Origin of the sequence: Catenuloplanes niger (genome assembly GCF_031458255.1) — a bacterium.
Classification (GTDB): domain Bacteria; phylum Actinomycetota; class Actinomycetes; order Mycobacteriales; family Micromonosporaceae; genus Catenuloplanes; species Catenuloplanes niger.
In genome coordinates, this window is the sequence record NZ_JAVDYC010000001.1 from 6,634,211 (window position 1) to 6,652,377 (window position 18,167).

The following is an 18,167-nucleotide window of genomic DNA, read 5'->3' on the forward strand; positions in this document are numbered from 1 at the left end:
GAGGGACGAGACCGTGTTACGCAGAACCGTGCTCACGGCGGCGGCCGTCCTCGCCGTCGTCCTCGGCGTGCAGAGCGGCGCGCAGGCGGCTCCGGCGCCCGGCGCGCCCGGCGTCGGTGACAGCTACTACCCCGACTACGGCAACGGCGGTTACGACGTCGGTCACTACGACATCCGGCTGCGCTACCACCCGGAGACCGACCGGCTGACCGGCACCACCACGATCCTGGCCACCGCCACCCAGGACCTGTCCGCGTTCAACCTGGACTTCGCGCTGCGCACCACGTCGGTGCGGGTCGACAACCGGCCGGCCACGTTCGCCCGGGAGGGCGACCACGAACTGGTGGTCACGCCCGCCCGCCCGCTGACGGCGGGCCGGCCCACGACGATCGTGGTGACGTACGACGACGTGCCGTCGTCGGTCGTCGCGGCCGGCTACACCGCGTGGAACCGCACGCCGGACGGCGCGCTCGCGGTCGGCCAGCCGGAGATCGCCTGGTGGTGGTACCCGAGCAACGACCACCCCACGGACAAGGCGACGTTCGACGTGTCCGTGCTGGTGCCGTCCGGGGTGGAGGCGATCTCCAACGGCTCGCCGACCCGGTGGGCGCAGCCGGAGCTGCGCGGCTGGGACCGATGGTCGTGGCGGTCCGCCGCGCCGCAGGCCACCTACCTGGCGTTCCTGGCGATCGGCGACTTCGAGACGTACGGCGACGAGACGCCGGACGGCGAGCCGATCATCACGGCGTACAGCACGCGCCTGGACCCGGTGAGCGCGGCGGCCGCGCGCGGCAGCATCGAGCGCACCAGCGAGATCATCGACTGGCAGGCCGGGCTGTTCGGACCGTACCCGTTCGGTGCCCGGGGTGGCGTGGTGACCGGTCCGCGGGAGCTCGGCTTCGCGCTGGAGACGCAGACCCGCCCGGTGTACGACGGCGTGGCCTTCGCCCGCGGGTCGAACAACTCGCTGGTCGTGCACGAACTGGCCCACCAGTGGTTCGGCGACAGCGTCTCGGTCCGCGACTGGCGGGACATCTGGCTCAACGAGGGCTTCGCCTCCTACGCCGAGTGGCTCTGGTCCGAGAAGGAGGGTGAGGGCACCGCCGCGGAGATCGCCGACTACGTGCACGGCGTGGCCTGGCCGGCCGACGACCCGTTCTGGCAGGTCCTGCCCGGTGATCCCGGTGCGGCCCGGTTGTTCCACCCGGCGGTCTACGACCGTGGCGCGCTCACCCTGCACGCGCTCCGCGAGGCCGTGGGCGACGAGGACTTCTTCGCCGTGCTGCGCGCCTGGGCGCAGACCCACCGCTACCGCGACGCGAGCACCGCCGAGTTCGTCGCGCTCGCCGAGGAGATCTCCGGCGACGACCTCGGCGACCTCTTCCGCACCTGGCTCTACACGCCGGGCCGCCCCGAGCTCGAGGTCGCCGCGCGTACGGTCCCGGCCGAGCCTCGGTCCTGGGCGAGGATCACCGCGGCCCACGAGGAGGCCCACCGCCACTGACCGCCGTGCGGCACGCGTGCCCCGGCCGGGGCGCACGTGCCGCACGGGCGGCGGACCCGTCTCCCGGCCCGGTGCGGCGGTTTCCCGGCGGTGTCCGGCTCGCGCGGCACGTTCGTGGCGGCGGGTGTGGTCGTGGTGACCGGCGACGGCACCGGCAGGGAGGCCGCCCGCGGCCGACCGGTGCCCGCGGGAGCACGAGGGACGTGGGCACGCCGGAAGCGGGAAAATGGGTTATTCCATGACCTTTGCCAGGAAGCCGGCGACGTGCGACAGCATGCGCGCGATCTTCTCCTCCTCGCTGAGCGAGTCGCGCAGTGGCGTGCCGGGGCCGGCGCCGGGGCGGCCGCGCACGTGGAGCGAGCAGGTCAGGTCGGGGCAGATGTAGGTGCCGACCGAGTCGCCCTGGCGGCCCGCCCGGCCGGCCTTCGGCGCGACCATCAGCGGTACGCCGCCGTCGTGCGTGGTCAGGCACAGCGAGCAGATGCCGTGGCGGGCGGTGCGTGCGGTGGACGGCGTCGGGAGACGGAGCACGACCGCGGTCAGCGTGTCGCCGTCCCCGGGCACGGCCAGGTAGGCGCGCTCCGGCGACTTCGGGTCGCGCCAGCCGAGGAAGTCCAGGTCGTCCCAGGGGCGGGTGCTCAGGTCGCGCGGGACGAACGCGCGGGTCGCCTCGCCCTTGGAACAGTTCACGAACGCGGCGCGGATCTCTCGGTCGGTCAGCGGCTTCATGCGAACGACGCTAAGTTGCCTAAAAGCTTTAGGCAAACCAATAATGGCCTATGGCGCGTGCGGGATTGACCACGGAACGTCTGGCGCGGGCCGGCGCGGAGCTGGCCGACGAGTCGGGGTTCGACGCGGTGACGCCGTCCGCGCTGGCCCGGCGGTGCGGCGTCGCGGTCGCGAGCCTCTACTCGCACGTGGCCAACGGGCAGCAGCTGCGCGCCCGCGTGACGCTGCTGGCGCTGGAGGAGCTGGCCGGCCGCGCGTCGGACGCGCTGGCCGGACGCGCCGGTCGGGACGCGCTGATCGCGCTGGCCAACGTCTACCGGGACTACGCGCGGGCGCATCCGGGCCGGTGGGCGGCGGCGCAGGCGCGACTGGACCCGGCGGACGCGGCGGGCAGCGCGGGCGTGCGGCTGGCCGCCATGACGCGGGCGCTGCTGCGCGGCTACGACCTGCCGGAGCCGGAGCAGACCCACGCGGTGCGGCTGCTCGGCAGCGTGTTCAACGGCTGGGTCACGCTGGAGGCGGCCGGCGGGTTCGCGCACAGCACGCCGGACTCCGCGGAGAGCTGGGAGCGCTCGCTGGACGCGCTGGACGCGCTTTTGCGCGCCTGGCCCCGCAGTCGACCGGGCGTGCGGTGAGAACGCGTTCCCGCTGCTGAAGCCGCAATCCAGACCGGCCCCCTCATAACGATTTTCATCGCGCCAATCGGATTTCCCGGGCGTAACACCCTTGTAAATCATCGAAGTCTGTGAATAGCCTGTTTCCAGGACGCGTCAGGGCGATCACCGCCGCACGGTCCTAAATCCGCTTTTAGCGGTCTCCGTGGGGCAATGGCCTGCTCCGGAGGAAACGCCCCGACCGGGCTGCGGGGATGACCGGCAGGCGGTCTGCGGCACGGCGTCGCAGCGAGTCGCGGACCGCCACGCTCGATTGGCGTCAATCTTTCGAGGAGTGCGTGCATGCGTTTGTCATTGAGCAAGAGATCCCTGGCCGTAGCGGCCACCGCCACGCTGGCCGCGAGCCTCGTCGTGGTGGCCACCAGCACCGCGAACGCGGCGGCCAAGCTGGACAACCCGTACGCGGGTGCCCGGATGTACGTCAACCCGGACTGGTCCGCGAAGGCCGCGTCGAGCGGCGGGCAGGCCATCGCGAACCAGCCGACCGCGATCTGGCTGGACCGGATCGCCGCGATCGAGTCCGGCTCGGCCGGCTCGAACACCATGGGCCTCCGCGATCACCTCGACGCCGCGGTCGACCAGGGCGCGAACCTGATCCAGGTGGTCATCTACAACCTGCCCGGCCGGGACTGTGCCGCGCTCGCCTCCAACGGTGAGCTGGCCCCGACCGACATCGCGACCTACCAGAGCGACTACATCGACCCGATCGTCGAGATCATGGGCGACCCGGCGTACGCGAACCTGCGGATCGTCACGGTCGTCGAGATCGACTCGCTGCCGAACCTGGTGACGAACGTCAGCCCGCGGCCGACCGCGACGCCCGAGTGCGACGTGATGAAGGCCAACGGCAACTACGTCCAGGGCGTCGGGTACGCGCTGGCGCAGCTCGGCGCGCTGCCGAACGTCTACAACTACATCGACATCGGCCACCACGGCTGGCTCGGCTGGACCGACAACTTCGCCGCGTCCGGTCAGGTGTTCCTGCAGGCCGCGCGGGCCAACGGCGCGGAGCCGTCGGACGTGCACGGCTTCGCCGCGAACGTGGCGAACTACGGCATCCTGGACGAGCCGTTCTTCGAGGCGACCACCGTGGTCGGCGGCAAGCCGGTGCGGGAGAGCACCACCTGGGTCGACTGGAACAACTACGTCGCCGAGGTGGAGTACGCGCAGGCGTACCGTCAGCACCTGGTCGGGATCGGCTTCGACGCCGGGCTCGGCATGATCATCGACACCTCCCGCAACGGCTGGGGCGGCCCGGACCGGCCGACCCGCGCGAGCACGTCGACGGACCCGAACACGTTCGTCAACGAGTCGCGCCTGGACCGGCGCATCCACCTCGGCAACTGGTGCAACCAGGCCGGCGCCGGGCTCGGCGAGCGCCCGAAGGCGTCGCCCGCGTCCGGCATCGACGCCTACGCGTGGATCAAGCCGCCGGGTGAGTCGGACGGCGCGTCCCGCGAGATCCCGAACGACGAGGGCAAGGGCTTCGACCGGATGTGCGACCCGACCTACGCGGGCAACCCGCGGAACAACAACAACATGTCCGGCGCGCTGCCCGACGCACCGCTCTCCGGCCACTGGTTCCAGGCCCAGTTCGAGGAGCTGCTGGCGAACGCGTACCCGCCGCTCTGATCCGCCCGCACCATCGGGCTGAAACCGACCGGCGCCGGGGACCCCGGGCGCGCCTCCGGACACACCGGAGGTGCGCGCGGGGTTCCCGCGTCCGCGGGACGGGCCGGTCGCGCGGACGCGGTCGTGCGGCGCCGGCGGGAGTCGACGGTGGACGCCCGGCCCACCCCCAAACAGCGGACCGAGCGCACCCGCCATTGTGCACCCGCCGCGCTCACCGGCCGCGAACCGCGTCCGGCCGATGCCGGGTCACGCGCCGGTGCCGGATCCCGCGCGGTGCGGTCTCACGCGCCGACCAGCAGGGTCAGCAGGTCGCCGGCCTCGGCCGGGCTGCCGTAGCGGTAGCCCTGGCCGTGGTCGCAGCCGCGTTCCCGGGCGGCGTCCCGCTGGGCGTCGGTCTCGATGCCCTCCGCGACCGCGCGGATGCCGAGGTCGTGTGCGGTCGCCACGATCTGGGTGAAGAGCACGCCGCTGTGCCGCTCGTCCGTGGGCAGCAGCGCGGTCAGGTGCCGGCGGATCTTCGCGACCGCGAGCGGCAGCCGTTCCGCGGTGTCCCGCAGCAGTGCCGCGTCCGTGAAGCCGCACAGCGCCAGTTCCATGCCGCGGTCGCGGAGCGTGCGCAGCGAGGCCAGCGGCTGCAGCTCGGAGAGCGCCGGACCGTGGTCGATCTCCAGCGTCACCCGGTGCGGGTCGAACCCGCTCAGCGTCAGCGCCTGCTGCAGGTCGTCGGCGAGTTGCGGGTCGCGCAGCTGTCCCTCGGACAGATTGATGTGCACGCGCAGCGACTCGGTCGCGGACATCGCGGGCCAGGACGCGACCTCCTGGCAGGCGGCGGACATCACCCAGCGGCCGAGCGGCCGGATCAGCCCGGTGGCCTCCGCGGCCGGGATGAACCGGGCGGCCGTGACCAGGCCGGCGTGCGCGGGCGTCCAGCGCATCAGCGCCTCCACGCCGACCGTGTGCTCGTCGGCCAGGTCGACGATCGGCTGGTAGCGCAGGTGGAACTCGCCGTTGCGGAGCGCGTCGAGCAGCTCGGCCGCGAGCGCGTCGCCGGCCGGGACCGTGGGGTCGAGCACGTGGTCGAGCACCCGCCGGTCGGCCAGCACGGCGGCGAGCGCGGACTCCTCGTCGCGCGCGGCCTCGTACCGGACGACCGCTTCCTGGAGACACCGGTCCAGCGTCTCCGGCGGGCACGGCTTGTTCAGGAACCGGAAGACCTGGCCGTCGTTGATCGCCCGGATCGCGGCCGCGGGCTCGGTCTGGCCGGTGAGCAGCACGCGCGTGGTGAGCGGCGCGGCCAGCCGCACCCGGGCCAGGAACGTGGCGCCGTCCATGCCGGGCATGCGCATGTCGCTGACCACCACGGCGAACGGGCCCTGCTCCGCGATCGCGGCCAGCCCGGCCGCGCCGCCCTCGGCGACCGTGACCGCGTACCGGCTGTGCAGCTGGCGGCGCAGTCCGGAGAGGATCCGCGCGTCGTCGTCCACCAGCAGCAGGCGGGGCCTCACGCCGGGACCTCCACGCTGACCGGCAGGCACACCGTGAACCTGGCGCCCTCGCCCGGCGCGGACTCGACCCGGATCGCGCCGCCGTGCTTCTGCACGATGCTGCTGTACGCCATGCTCAACCCCTGGCCGGTGCCCTTGCCGACGCCCTTCGTGGTGAAGAACGGGTCGAAGATGCGCTCCCGGACCGCGTCGGTCATGCCGCTGCCGTCGTCGGTCACCACGATCTCCACGGTGTCCGCGTACCGCCTGGTGGTGATCGTGATCGTGCCGAGCGGCGCGTCCGGCTCCGGCTGGCGCCGGGATTCGATCGCGTGCGCCGCGTTGACGATCAGGTTGAGCACGACCTGTTTCAGCTCGCCCTCGTAGCACGGCACCTGGCCCACATCCGGTCCGAGATCGAGGTGCAGCTGCGCCTGGTACTTCCACTCGTTCCGGGCCACCTGCGCGGTGCTCTCCACCGCCCGGTTGATGTCGGTGTCCCGCCGGCCCTGGCCCGGGTGCGAGAAGTCCTTCATGGCGCGGACGATCTGCGCGACCCGGTCCAGCCCCTCCAGCGACTCGGTGACCGCGCCCGGGATCTCCTCGACCAGGAAGTCCAGGTCGATGGTGTCCAGCGCCGCGCGCAACCCGGCCATCGCCTCCGCCGGGTCCCGGCCGTCCGCCGCGCACGCCTCGCCGACCAGCGTGACCAGCCGGAGAAGGCTGTCGAACGACTCCGCCACGAACCGGGTGTTGTCCGAGACGAACTGGATCGGGGTGTTGATCTCGTGGGCGATGCCGGCCGCGAGCTGGCCGATCGCCTCCAGCCGGTTCGCGGCGTTGAGCTGCCGTTCCAGCTCGCTGACCCGGGTGACGTCCGCGCCCACGCCGATCAGACCCTCGATCACCCCGGCCGTGCCCCGGCGGGGGAGCACGCTGAGCAGCAGGCTCCGGGACGGGCCCATCGTCACCCGCTGGTCCAGCACCGGCCGGCCGGTCGCCAGCACCTGCGCCTCGACCTCCGGCAGCACGCGGGACAGCTCGTCGGTGACCGGCAGCTCCGCCTCGGTCCGGCCGAGCACGTCCGCGCCGGCGTCGAGCCCGCGCATGGCCAGGAACGCCGCGTTGTGCCCGCGGTAGCAGCCGGCGAAGTCCTTCCAGTAGGTCAGCTGCGGGATCGACGACAGCACGCCGTCCAGCAGCGCCTTCTCCGTGGACAGCTCCGTGGCCAGGGCCTCGGAGCGTTCGATCGCGGTCAGCAGCGTCTCGTCGGCCTCGCGGCGGGACGTGACGTCGTGCTCCACGCAGACGATCCGGACCCGGCCGTCGTCCTCGTGCACGCGGTGCAGTTCGATCTTCAGCCAGTACTCGCGGCCGTCCCTGGTGGTGGCCAGGAAGTCCGGGACCATGCCCTGGTGGTCGTCGCTGAGATGGTCGCCGAGGTCACCGAGCGGCTGGACGCCGGCGAGCATGCTCTGCCGGGTGCGGCCGACCGCCTCCGCCTCGGACCAGCCGGTCATCGCGGAGAACGCCGGGTTGACCCACTCGATCACGCCGGCCTCGTCCGTGATCACGACGGCGTCGTCCATGTTCCGGGCGACCAGATCCTTGGCGGTACGCATGTCGCGGGTGAGCGATCGGATCATGGCGCGCTGCTGGTCGACGGTGCGCAGCAGCTCGTCGTACGGAGGCGGTGAGTCGGACATGGTGCCTTCTCCGGGCCGGCGGTGGGGCCGACGGTCCGATCGGCGCGCACCGGCCCGACCTGAGCGGTTTCCCGCTCACCATGTTTAGCCCCATTTATAGTCAAATAACGGCTTAGGGGGTACGGGTGTGCTGAGTCAGCGAATTCTCATGGTCGACGACGAGCAGCGCATCCTGGACGCGTTCCGGCGCAGTCTGCACGGCCACTACGAGCTGGACACCGCCAACTCCGGTGCGGCCGGGCTGGACAAGGTGCGCGGCGCCGCCCACCCGTACGCCGTGGTCGTCTCGGACATGCGCATGCCGGGCATGAACGGCGCCGAATTCCTGGCCGAGGTCCGCGAGCGCTCGCCGGACACCGTGCAGATCGTCCTCAGCGGCCAGGCCGACCTGGCCGACACGATCGCCGCGGTCAACGACGGCAACCTGTTCCGCTTCCTCACCAAACCGTGCGAGCCGGCCGGCCTGGCCCGCGCGCTGGACGCCGCGCTCGCCCAGCACCGCCTCGTGATGAGCGAGCGTGAGCTGCTGGAACGCACGCTGGACGGCGCGGTCACGGTTCTGACCGAGCTGATGGCGGCCGCGCACCCGGTCGCGGCCGCGCGCACCGAGACCGTGCGCACGCTGATCGACGCGTGCGTGACCGCGCTGCGGCCGGCGGACACCTGGGAGCTGCGGCTCGCCGCGATGCTCGGCCAGGTCGGCCTGATGGCGGTCCCGCCCGAGGTGATCGCGAGGGCGACCGACAGCACGGACGCCGACGCCGAGGCGCTGGCCATGTACCGCGGGCATCCGCGGCTGACCCGCGAGCTGATCGGCCGGATCCCGCGGCTGGAGCGGGTCGCCGACTGGGTGGCGTCCCAGCCGGTCACGCTCGCTGAGGCGCAGGCGCCCACGCCGCGCGCGAGCGAGGAGCCCGGCGGCGCCGCGCAGCAGATCTACGAGACGGTCACCGCGTTCGTGGTCGCGGTCGAGTCCGGGCTCGCACCCGGTACCGCGGTGGTCGAGCTGGCCCGGAACCCGCGGTATCCCGCCGCCGTGCTGGACGCGGCCGCCCGCGCCTACCGGTCGAACGACGTCCGCCGTCCCCGCCAGGTCAAGGGCAGGGAGCTGGTGGTCGGCATGCTGATGAACCAGGACGTGGTCACGAAGACCGGGATGACGCTGGTCCGGGCCGGTGAGGTGCTGACCGAGTCGCACGCGATCCGCCTCCGCCACTTCGCCGAGGGCGTCGGCGTCGTCGAGCCGATCAACGTCCTCGCCTGATCAGGGCGCGGTGGTCGCGTACTTCCGCGCCTTGGCGAGGATCTTCGCGGGCAGCGCCGGCGCGTCCAGCAGCCGCGGCAGCAGCTCACGCTCCAGCGTCATCGCGCGGAACGCGAGCCCGACCGTGACCTCGTGCTCCGGGCGGTGCTCGACCACGATCTCGTCGCCGGCCCGCACCTCACCCGGCGAGATCACCCGCAGGTAGGTGCCGGGCACCGCGCGCCTGGTGAACGTCCTGAGCCACCCGGGCACGTCCATCCAGCGGGCGAACGTGTTGCACGGCTCGCGCGGGACCGAGACCTCCAGCACCAGGTCGGCGCCGACCCGCCAGCGCTCGCCGATCAGCGCGCCCGTCACGTCCAGGCCGGTCGTGGTGAGGTTCTCGCCGAAGACGCCGCCGGGCAGCTCACGGCCCAGCTCGGCGGCCCAGGCGTCCAGGTCCTCCCGGGCGTAGACATACACGGCCTGGTCGTCGCCGCCGTGGTGCCGGTTGTCGAAGATCTCGTCGCCCTGGAAGCCGCTGCCCAGGCCGGTCGCGCGATCGCCGGGCGCGCGGACCGGCACCGGGCCGTCCACCGGGCGCTTGTCGATGCCGGTCTTGCGGACCGTGCCGGGCACCCGCCGCGGAACGGCCAGGTTGACGGAGAGCACGTGAGCAACCACGCGGGAAGAGTACACGCTCTCCGTACCCTCGGATGATCTTGTTTTCAGTGGACCCGGAGCGACCAGGCACGGACGCCGCCGACGATGCCGGCCGTGTTCGGCACGATCACCACGTCGTCGCCCATCCGCAGCAGCTGCTCCGGGATGATCCGCCGGGAGTTGCCGCCGCCGATGTAGAGCCGGTCCCAGAGGAACACCGGGCGCAGGCCCTCGACCACCCGGGCCACCCGCCGCGACCAGAACGAGTCGCCCAGCCGGCGCCGCTCGTGCTCGCCGATGTACGTGTCGTAGGACATCCCCCAGCGCACCGGCGCCTGCGAGAACTCCAGGTGCGGGGCGAGCCGGCCGCCGTCGAAGAGCGCGCAGCCGAGCCCGGTGCCCAGCGTGATCACCAGCTCCAGCCCGGTGCCCGCGACCACGCCCGCGCCGTGCACCTCCGCGTCGTTGAGCACCAGCGTCGGCCGGTCGAACGCGGCGCCGAGCGCGGACCGGGCGTCGAAGTTCGCCCAGGCCTTGGCCAGCTCGGGATCGATGCGCGTGCGCGGCCCGGCCTTCGTGACGTAGTGCGGGGTGGCGACCACCACACCGTGCCGGATCATGCCCGGCATCCCCACGGTCACCCGGTCCGCGGGCGGAAGCTGGTGCGACAGCTCGACCAGGGTCTTCACGAAAAGATCGGGATGCAGCGGGTACGGGGTGGGGACGCGCAGCGGCTGGGCCCGCATCGTGCCGGACTCGTCCAGCACGGAGGCCTTGATGCCACCGCCGCCGCAGTCGATCGCCAGGGTCGTATGCACGCCGACTAGTGTGCCAAGCCCTCTCCGGCTTCGCGCTCTGGCAGTCTGTATCGATGATCCAAGCGGTGGTTTTCGACCTCGACGGCGTGCTGATCGACACCGAGCCGGTGTGGGAGGAGGTGCGGCGCGGGCTGGTCGCGGAGTCCGGCGGCACCTGGCTGCCGGACGCGCAGTCGCGGCTGATGGGCATGAGCACCGGTGAGTGGTCCCGTTATCTGGCCGAGGACCTGGGCGTCGGCGGCACCCCGGAGGAGGTCGCGGCCGAGGTGCTGCGGCGGATGGCGGCCCGGTACGAGACCGCGCTGCCGCTGATCCCGGGCGCGGTCGAGGCGGTGCGCCGGATCGGCGCGGCGTACCGGCTCGCGGTGGCCAGCTCGTCCGCGCGCGTGCTGATCGACCACGTGCTGGCGGCGGCGGAGATCACCGACCTGTTCGAGGCCACGGTGTCGACCGAGGAGGTGCCGCGCGGCAAGCCGGCGCCGGACGCGTACCTGACCGCGGCGTCCCGGCTCGGCCTGGCGCCGGCCGCGTGCGCGGCCGTGGAGGACTCGTCGAACGGGCTGCGGTCCGCGTCCGCGGCCGGGCTCGCGGTGGTGGCGATCCCGCAGCCGGCCTACCCGCCGGCCGGCGACGCGCTGATGCTGGCGGACAGCCTGCTGACGTCACTGTCGGAGCTGACCCCCGAGCTGATCGCGTCGCTGCGCGACTAGACATTCCGGCGTGGCCGGGTGCCGAGGGCTCGCGGGCGCCGGTCGGCCCTTTCCGCACGTCAGGTGGGCGGCTGAGGCGGACGCCGCGACGTCGTCGGGCGCCGGCCCTGGCGAGGGCCGGCGCCCGGAATCCACACCGGGACTACGCGGGGGACGCCGTGCAGGGCGTGCCGTTCAGCGTGAACGCGGACGGTGCCGCGGGTGCCGTGCCGGTGTAGGACGCCTGGAAACCGGTGCTGACCGTGCCGCCGGCCGGGACCGACCCGTTCCAGGCCAGGTTCGCCGCGGTGAGCGTGGTGCCGGACTGCGTCCAGCTGCCGTTCCAGCCGTTCGACAGCGTGACCGTGCCGCCGACCGTGAACCCGACCCGCCACGAGCTGACCGCGGCACCGTGGTTCGTGACCCGCAGCTCGGTGGTGAGGCCGGTCGACCACTGGTTGACCGTGTACCGCACCGTGCACCCGGCCGGCGCCGGGCCGCCGGTGGGACTCGCGGTCGGGATCGCGCTGCGCGTGGTGGTCGGGTTCACCACCGGACCGGCCGCGATCGCGAGGTCGTAAGCCCGCTGCGGTACGAACTGGCCCGCGCCCGCGATGCAGCCGTCCGCCTCGCCGGGCAGCTTGATCCACAGGTACGCGTCCAGGGCCGGGTCGTCGACCGCGTTCGTGGACGGGATGCCGATCGCCCGCCCGGCCGGGTCGCACCACTCGCCGCCCGCCGGGCCGTTGCCGTTGCGGCTGGTGTCGATCACGCCCTTGAGCGAGGAGTCGCCGGTCGCCGCGATCACGGCCTTGACGTACGGGACGGACTCCGCGTTCGTCCGGTAGTTCGAGACGTTGACGGAGATCCCGTCCGCGCTGTTCGCCACGTCCGCGCGGACCAGCCGGGCCGCCATCTCGGCGGGCGCCAGCCACGCCGAGTGCGCCGCGTCGAAGTAGACCTTGGCCTGCGCGGACGCGGCCTTGAACGCCTTGCCCGCGTACGCCATCGACGCGTACACCTCGTTCTGCTGCGACTGCGACATGCAGTCGGTCATCAGCGCGAGCACGTCCGGCTCCAGCACGATCGCGGCCGGCCGGCCGCGCAGCCCGGCCGCCACCTGGTCGACCCACGCGCGGTAGGCCGCGTGGTTCGGCAGCCCGCCGGAGCTGGCGCCGCTGCAGTCGCGGTTCGGGATGTTGTAGACCACCATGATCGGGATCTTCCCGGCCGCGGCGGCCGCGCCGACGAACGCGTCGACCTCGCCGGCGACCGTGCCCGGGTTGTTCGCGGTGAACCAGCGGCCCTGCGGCACGCTCGCGATCCGGTCGCGGATGACGGCGGCGCGGGAGTCGTTCGGGTTGGCGGCGACCCACTTCGCGGCGTTCGTGGCCGGGTCGACGTAGTAGGGCGATTCGGCCGCGGCCGCGGCGGACGGCAACAGCAGGCCGGCGCCGGCGGCCGTGGCGGCGGCGACCGCGACGGCGGCCAGGACGGATCTGGGGCGCATGGGTGCTCCTCGCAGGCGGTGGGATCGGAGGTCGACGGGAGCGCTCCCATGACCCTACTAATCAATCACCGTCTATGCAAAGAGAAGTCCGCCGCCCCCGCGGTGCAGCGCGGGGGCGGCGGACCGTGTAACGCCTGTTATGCGTGCAGCTCCGGCAGGAAGCTGATCACGCCGAACTCCGCGCCGCTCGGGTCGGCGAGGATCGCGTAGGACCCCATGGTGGCGGCGCGCATGCCGGCCACGACGGAACCGCCGAGCGCCACGCACCGGCCGGCCGTGGTCGCCACGTCCTCGGCCTCGAAGCAGGTGAGCCAGCGGGCCGCGCCCTCGGTCACCCGCATGCCCGCGACCACGCGCGCGCTGCTGGTGAGGAACTCCGAGTACCGCACGCCGGGCGCGTACTCCGCGTCCTGCTCGGTCCACTGGAAGATCTTGCCGTAGAACGAGGAGACGGTGTCCGGGTTCGGCGTGCTCAGCTCGAACCAGCAGGACGCGCCGGGCTCCTCGTTGATCTGGGCGCCGCCGAACGCGCCCTTCTTCTCGAACGCGCCGAAGACCGCGCCGTCCGGGTCACGGAACAGCGCCGCCAGGCCGCCGTTCGGCATCTCGTGCGGCTCGCGCAGCACGGTGCCGCCCGCGTCCGCCACCAGCACGGACACGGCCTCGAGGTCCTCGACCGCCACATAGGTCGCCCAGGCGCTGCCGCCCAGGTCCGGTGCGTCGTCCAGATGCGACAGGCCGGCCGCCGCCAGGTCACGCAGCCGGAAGGTCCGGTCGTCGGTCTTCCAGCCGAAGAGCTCGCCGTAGAACGCTGTAGCGTCGGCGGACTCCTCTCCGATGAGCTCAGCCCAGCACGGGGTGCCCTGTGGGTAGCCTCTGACTCGCACCGCCAACCTCCTTGTCGCCTGCGGTTTGATCCGTGATCATTCCGGCGTTACGTCACTCTGTGTGTAACCGACCCTTGTGGAGTCGCTTCCGGGCCGAAGGGTGTTCGGCGTCCACACTGGGTGATCCACACAGAGGGCGCGTCGGGGTGTCGACGGCACCGGTTGACGTCCACCTTACGGGTTACCTTCACGCAGAGCTACAGAAGTTGGGTCCGAAATCGGTCAGCTCACACGAGAAAGCTCGTTATTGCTTACTCGGCGTTACTTGTACGGTGCATCGAGTGTCTTCTTGATCGCACGCGTCACCTGCACGTTCCTGCTGCACGTGCGAGCGCTCGTGCATTCGATCGAGCTTCGCCATCACGGGCGTGGCCGCTACACCGTGTAGCACCACCGAGATGATCACGACGAAGGCGGCGGTTGCCCAGAGCAACGGAGCGTCCGGGATCTCCGCGTGGCCGAGCGCGTAGGCGAGGTAGAAGAACGTGCCGACACCCCGTATCCCGAAGATGCCCACCACCCAGTGCTCCGCGCGCCGGCCCGGCGCCCCGATCAGCGACAGGCGTCCGGCCAGCGGGCGGATCAGGAACACCAGCGCCAGACCGGTCGCGGCCGCGCCCCAGGTCAGCGGCTTCAGCAGCCCGTCGACCACGGCACCGCCGAGCAGCAGCAGGAGCAGCACGGTGAGCAGCCGCTCGATCTGCTCCGAGAAGTCGTGCAACACCTGGTGGTACTCGTGGCCCCGCTCGGCACCCCGGATCGCGCGCGCGGCCACGAACACCGCGAGGAAGCCGTACCCGCCGATCATTTCCGTGGCGCCGTAGGCCAGGAACGTCGCGGCCAGCGCCATCAGGCCCTCCGCGTGCAGCGCCGGCCGCAGCCGCTCCGGGCGCGCCCGGAAGAACAGCCAGCCCAGCAGCCATCCGACCGCGGTGCCGCCGGCCACCCCGGCGGCGATCTTCCAGCCCACGTCGACGAGCGCCCAGTGGCCGAGAGAACCCCAGGTCAGGCCCGGGATCATGGCGAGCGCCAGCGCGACGAACGGGAATGCCAGCCCGTCGTTCAGTCCCGCCTCCGCGGTCAGCGAGAACCGGACCTCGTCCTCCGAGTCCTCCTCGTCGGTCGGCTCGCCGACCTGCACCTCCGCGGCCAGCACCGGATCGGTCGGCGCGAGCGAGGCGGCCAGCAGCAGCGCGGCCGCCGGGCCCAGGCCGGCCCAGGCCCAGCCGAGCAGCGCGACCGCGGCGATCGTCAACGGCATCGCCAGCGCCAGCAGCCGCCACACCGCCGACCAGCGCCGCAGCCCGATCGGCCGGTCGATCTTCAGGCCGGCACCCATCAGCGCGACCAGCACGCCCAGCTCGGTCAGGTGCTCGGTCAGCTCCGGGTGCGCCATCGGGTCCAGGTCCGGCAGCGGCGACGGGATCGCGAAGACCAGCATGCCGAGGCCGAGGAACGCTATCGGCATCGAGAACGGCCGGCCCTCCACCAGGCGGGGAAGCAGGCCGGCCAGCAGCGCGCCGGCGCCGAACAGCGCGAACGCCAGATCTATGGTGTCCATCCCCGCGGCTACCGGAGCAGCCCGAGCGGAGACTCCTCGAGCAGCGCCAGCAGCGCGGCCGGATCGTCGTAGACCGCCACCGCGCCGGCCCCGGCCAGCTCGCTCTTGCAGGTGCCACCGCAGGTCAGCCCGATGCACGGCAGGTTCAGCCGGCCCGCGGCCGCCACGTCCCACACCGAGTCGCCGACGAACACCGCGCGCGCCGGGTCGACACCGGACTGTGCCAGCGCGGCCTCCAGGATGTCCGGCGCCGGCTTGCTGCCGCCCTCCCGCGCGTCCGCGGACGACGTCGCCGCGGCGATCGCGTCGTCCGCGTCCAGCGCCTTGCGCAGCGCGTCCAGCTCCTCGGCGTCCGCGGACGAGGCCAGCACCACGGTCAGGCCCCGCTCCGCGCACGCGAACAGCAGCTCGCGCGCGCCCGGCAGCGGCCGCAGATCACCCCGGTACCGGCCGTAGAAGGTCTTGTGCGCCGCGCGCAGCGCGTCGTCCTGCGCCGGATCGCGGTCGTCGCCGAGCAGGTGCCCCGGGATCCGGTCACCACCCATGCCCACCGCACGGTGGATCACCGCCATCGGTACGTCGTGCCCGTACTCACGCAGCGCCGACCACCAGCAGACCGCGTGCAGGTACGTGGTATCCACCAGCGTCCCGTCCACGTCGAAGAGAACCCCGCGTCGCTCACCCATGCGCACGCCAGTACCCCTTTTACCGGCGAATAGCACGTGACCCGGCACGCTGTCCCGATCGTCACCCGGCCGAAGCGGTCCGCCGGGTCCTCCGGTGCCCACCGCGGAACCGGAAGGGAGGCCGCCCGCGGCCGACCGGTGCCCGCGGGAGCATGCGGGTCCCGGCCCCGCCGGAAGCGGGAAAGTCCCGGTCCGTCAGGTGTTCTCCCGGTCCTCGGAGAGCAGGATCTCGAACCAGACCGTGGAGCCGCGAACCGTCGGGTCGGTGCCCCAGGCGTCGCTGAGCTCCTCGATCAGGCCGAGGCCGCGACCGCGACTGCTGAGCGTGTCGGTGTGGGCGCGGGTGACCGTGCCGCGGGTGCCGCTGTCCTGGACGGAGACGAGCAGGCGCTCCGGCGTGAGGTCGATGTGCACGCGCGCCGCGGTGCCGGCGTGCAGCAGCGCGTTCGTGGTCAGCTCGCTGGTGCAGAGCACGGCCGCGCCGATCACCGCCTCCGGCACGTCCCACGCGGAGAGCTGCACCTTCATCCACTGCCGGACGCGGCCCGGCATGGTCGGCTCGGGCGGCACGTTCATCGTCGCGGACCGGCTGGGCGTGCTGGCGTACTCCACCGCGAGCACCGCCACGTCGTCCTCGGTGGCACCGGCGACCGCGGACGTGGCCAGCGCGCACAGGTTCCGCGGATCGCCGCTGACCGCCTCGGCGACCGACTTCGCCAGCGCGGCCAGGCCGTCGTCCAGCTCCCGCCGGCGGCGCTCGATCACGCCGTCGCTGAAGAGCAGGATCGTGTCGCCGGGCGAGAGCGCCGTCGTCATCGCGCGATGCGCGCCACCCAGGCCGAGCGGGGTGCCGGTGGGCACGTCGAGGTAGCCGACCGTCGCGAGCTGGCCCTCCGCGTTGGCGTGCCGGATCAGCGGCGCCGGATGGCCGGCCGACGCGATCGTCAGCCCGCCGTCCCGCTGGTCGAGCAGGCCGTAGGCGACCGTGACGAACAACTCGTGCGAGCGGGTGCCGGTGCCGAGCATGCCGACCAGCTTGTCCAGGCCGTCGAGCACCACCACCGGGTCCGGGTTGGCCAGCGCGAGCGCCCGGAGCGCGGCCCGGACCTGGCCCATCAGCGCGGCCGCGTGCATGTCGTGCCCGGCCACGTCGCCGAGCACGATCGCCAGCCGGCCCCCCGGCAGCACGAACGCGTCGTAGAAGTCACCGCCGGCCGCGCTGCCGTCGATGCCCGGGTCGTACCGCGCCGCGACCCGGAACCGGTCCAGGTTCGGCAGGTGCTCCGGCAGCATGCTGCGCTGCAGCAACTGCGCGGTGCCGTGCTGCGTCTCGAACCGGCGGGCGCGCTCCGCGGCCTGGCCGATCAGGTCCGCGGCCGCGGTCAGCTGCGCGCGCTCCGCGGGCTGCCACAGGTGCGCGTGCCGGCGGCCGAACGTCAGCGCGCCGCGCAGCGAGTGCGTGCTCAGCGGGATCGCGGCCATCGCGCGCTGCCGCTGGTCGTGCCGGTCCGCCGCGACCTCACGCAGCGGCGCGCCGTCCTCGGTGAACTCGGCCGTGCCGGACCCGGCCGCCTTCGCCAGCGGGCTCGGCGAGTCCAGCGGCAGCCGGCGCCACAGCGGGGGAAGCCGCTCGTCCGCCTCGTCCAGCAGCTCGCCGCGCACCCGGCGGACCACCCGCCAGGCGCTCGCGTCGTCCACGCCGAACGTCATGTGGTCGACGTCGAACGCGCTCAACCCGTACCGCAGCGCGACCCGGGCCACGTCGTCCAGCGTGACCGCGCCGGCCAGCGCGCCGGTCAGCTCGCCCAGGCTCTGCAGCCGGCTGGTCGCCTCCGTGGTCTCGGTCGCGACCGTGAGCACCCCGAGCGTGCGGCCCTGCGAATCCCGGATCACGGAACAGCCGCGGGTGAACACCGCCTGCTCCGGCTCGCCGGCCGGCGTGCGGATCAGCGCGACCGCGGTCTCCGCCTCGCGGAACGGCTCGCCGGTGCGGTAGACGCGGTCGATCACGTCACCGACGCCGGGCGTGGCCCAGACCTCCTGGAAGACCTCCGCGGCCGGGCGGGCGAACGACGACGGGTGCTTGCGACCGAGGATCGCCGCGAACGCGTCGTTGTAGACCAGCGTGTAGGCGTCGCCGTAGGCCAGCGACATCGCCACCGGCGAGCCCATGATGAGGTCGATCGCCGCGCGCAGCGCCGGGTCCCACGTGCCGGGAGCACCGAGCGGCGTGGTGTGCCACGGGTGGCTCGCCAGCAGATCGGTGGCCGTCCGAAGGGCAGGATCGTCCTCCACCTGGCCCCCGGCTTGCGCCGTTGGGGAGGCGGAGACTGCCCGGACGACCGCGCGTGCCATGCCATGAGCGTATCCGGGGTCATCCG

General features: G+C 72.8%; 15 protein-coding genes. 5 read left to right on the forward strand and 10 right to left on the reverse strand.

Annotated elements, in window-relative coordinates:
* The first annotated feature begins 13 nt into the window (after positions 1-13).
* Entirely contained in the window at positions 14-1,504 is a 1,491-nt protein-coding gene (locus J2S44_RS29500; protein WP_310420556.1) for a M1 family metallopeptidase, read from the forward strand.
* A 231-nt stretch (positions 1,505-1,735) separates the two neighbouring features.
* Here J2S44_RS29500 and J2S44_RS29505 read toward each other — a convergent pair whose 3' ends face one another.
* Positions 1,736-2,233, reverse strand: coding sequence for an FBP domain-containing protein (locus tag J2S44_RS29505; RefSeq protein ID WP_310420558.1), 498 nt, complete (start codon positions 2,231-2,233; stop codon positions 1,736-1,738).
* A gap of 65 nt (positions 2,234-2,298) precedes the next feature.
* On the opposite strand from J2S44_RS29505, the gene J2S44_RS29510 reads away from it, so the two are divergent.
* Positions 2,299-2,868, forward strand: a complete 570-nt coding sequence (locus J2S44_RS29510) for a TetR/AcrR family transcriptional regulator (RefSeq protein ID WP_310420560.1) — start codon at positions 2,299-2,301, stop codon at positions 2,866-2,868.
* 321 nt (positions 2,869-3,189) lie between these two features.
* Entirely contained in the window at positions 3,190-4,539 is a 1,350-nt protein-coding gene (locus J2S44_RS29515; RefSeq protein WP_374727918.1) for a glycoside hydrolase family 6 protein, read from the forward strand.
* A 281-nt stretch (positions 4,540-4,820) separates the two neighbouring features.
* Here the strand turns inward: J2S44_RS29515 and J2S44_RS29520 are convergent, their stop codons facing one another.
* On the reverse strand, positions 4,821-6,044 hold the full coding sequence (locus J2S44_RS29520; RefSeq protein ID WP_310420562.1) for an EAL domain-containing response regulator: 1,224 nt from the start codon (positions 6,042-6,044) through the stop codon (positions 4,821-4,823).
* Positions 6,041-7,729 (reverse strand): PAS domain-containing sensor histidine kinase, encoded by a 1,689-nt coding sequence (locus J2S44_RS29525; protein ID WP_310420564.1) that lies wholly within the window; start codon positions 7,727-7,729, stop codon positions 6,041-6,043. The genes J2S44_RS29520 and J2S44_RS29525 overlap by 4 nt, the downstream gene beginning before the upstream one ends.
* A gap of 148 nt (positions 7,730-7,877) precedes the next feature.
* Here J2S44_RS29525 and J2S44_RS29530 point away from each other — a divergent pair, with 148 nt between their 5' ends.
* Positions 7,878-8,993 (forward strand): response regulator, encoded by a 1,116-nt coding sequence (locus tag J2S44_RS29530; protein ID WP_310420566.1) that lies wholly within the window; start codon positions 7,878-7,880, stop codon positions 8,991-8,993.
* Here J2S44_RS29530 and J2S44_RS29535 read toward each other — a convergent pair whose 3' ends face one another.
* Positions 8,994-9,656: an MOSC domain-containing protein gene (locus J2S44_RS29535; RefSeq protein WP_310420568.1), complete on the reverse strand. Its 663-nt coding sequence runs from the start codon at positions 9,654-9,656 to the stop codon at positions 8,994-8,996.
* Between the two features lie 44 nt (positions 9,657-9,700).
* Complete coding sequence (locus tag J2S44_RS29540; RefSeq protein ID WP_310420570.1) at positions 9,701-10,453, reverse strand: ROK family protein; 753 nt, start codon at positions 10,451-10,453, stop codon at positions 9,701-9,703.
* Between the two features lie 53 nt (positions 10,454-10,506).
* On the opposite strand from J2S44_RS29540, the gene J2S44_RS29545 reads away from it, so the two are divergent.
* Positions 10,507-11,163 (forward strand): HAD family hydrolase, encoded by a 657-nt coding sequence (locus J2S44_RS29545; RefSeq protein ID WP_310420572.1) that lies wholly within the window; start codon positions 10,507-10,509, stop codon positions 11,161-11,163.
* A gap of 142 nt (positions 11,164-11,305) precedes the next feature.
* On the opposite strand, the gene J2S44_RS29550 is transcribed toward J2S44_RS29545, so the two are convergent.
* The 5 genes from J2S44_RS29550 to J2S44_RS29570 form a co-directional block, all read right to left on the reverse strand.
* Positions 11,306-12,652, reverse strand: a complete 1,347-nt coding sequence (locus J2S44_RS29550) for a glycoside hydrolase family 6 protein (RefSeq protein ID WP_310420574.1) — start codon at positions 12,650-12,652, stop codon at positions 11,306-11,308.
* 137 nt (positions 12,653-12,789) lie between these two features.
* Positions 12,790-13,539 (reverse strand): VOC family protein, encoded by a 750-nt coding sequence (locus tag J2S44_RS29555; protein WP_310420576.1) that lies wholly within the window; start codon positions 13,537-13,539, stop codon positions 12,790-12,792.
* Positions 13,540-13,783: 244 nt separating this feature from the next.
* Positions 13,784-15,100, reverse strand: coding sequence for a cation:proton antiporter (locus J2S44_RS29560; protein ID WP_310420577.1), 1,317 nt, complete (start codon positions 15,098-15,100; stop codon positions 13,784-13,786).
* Between the two features lie 8 nt (positions 15,101-15,108).
* Complete coding sequence (locus tag J2S44_RS29565) at positions 15,109-15,786, reverse strand: HAD family hydrolase (RefSeq protein WP_310420579.1); 678 nt, start codon at positions 15,784-15,786, stop codon at positions 15,109-15,111.
* 195 nt (positions 15,787-15,981) lie between these two features.
* Positions 15,982-18,081: an ATP-binding SpoIIE family protein phosphatase gene (locus tag J2S44_RS29570; protein ID WP_374727919.1), complete on the reverse strand. Its 2,100-nt coding sequence runs from the start codon at positions 18,079-18,081 to the stop codon at positions 15,982-15,984.
* Positions 18,082-18,167 lie beyond the last annotated feature (86 nt).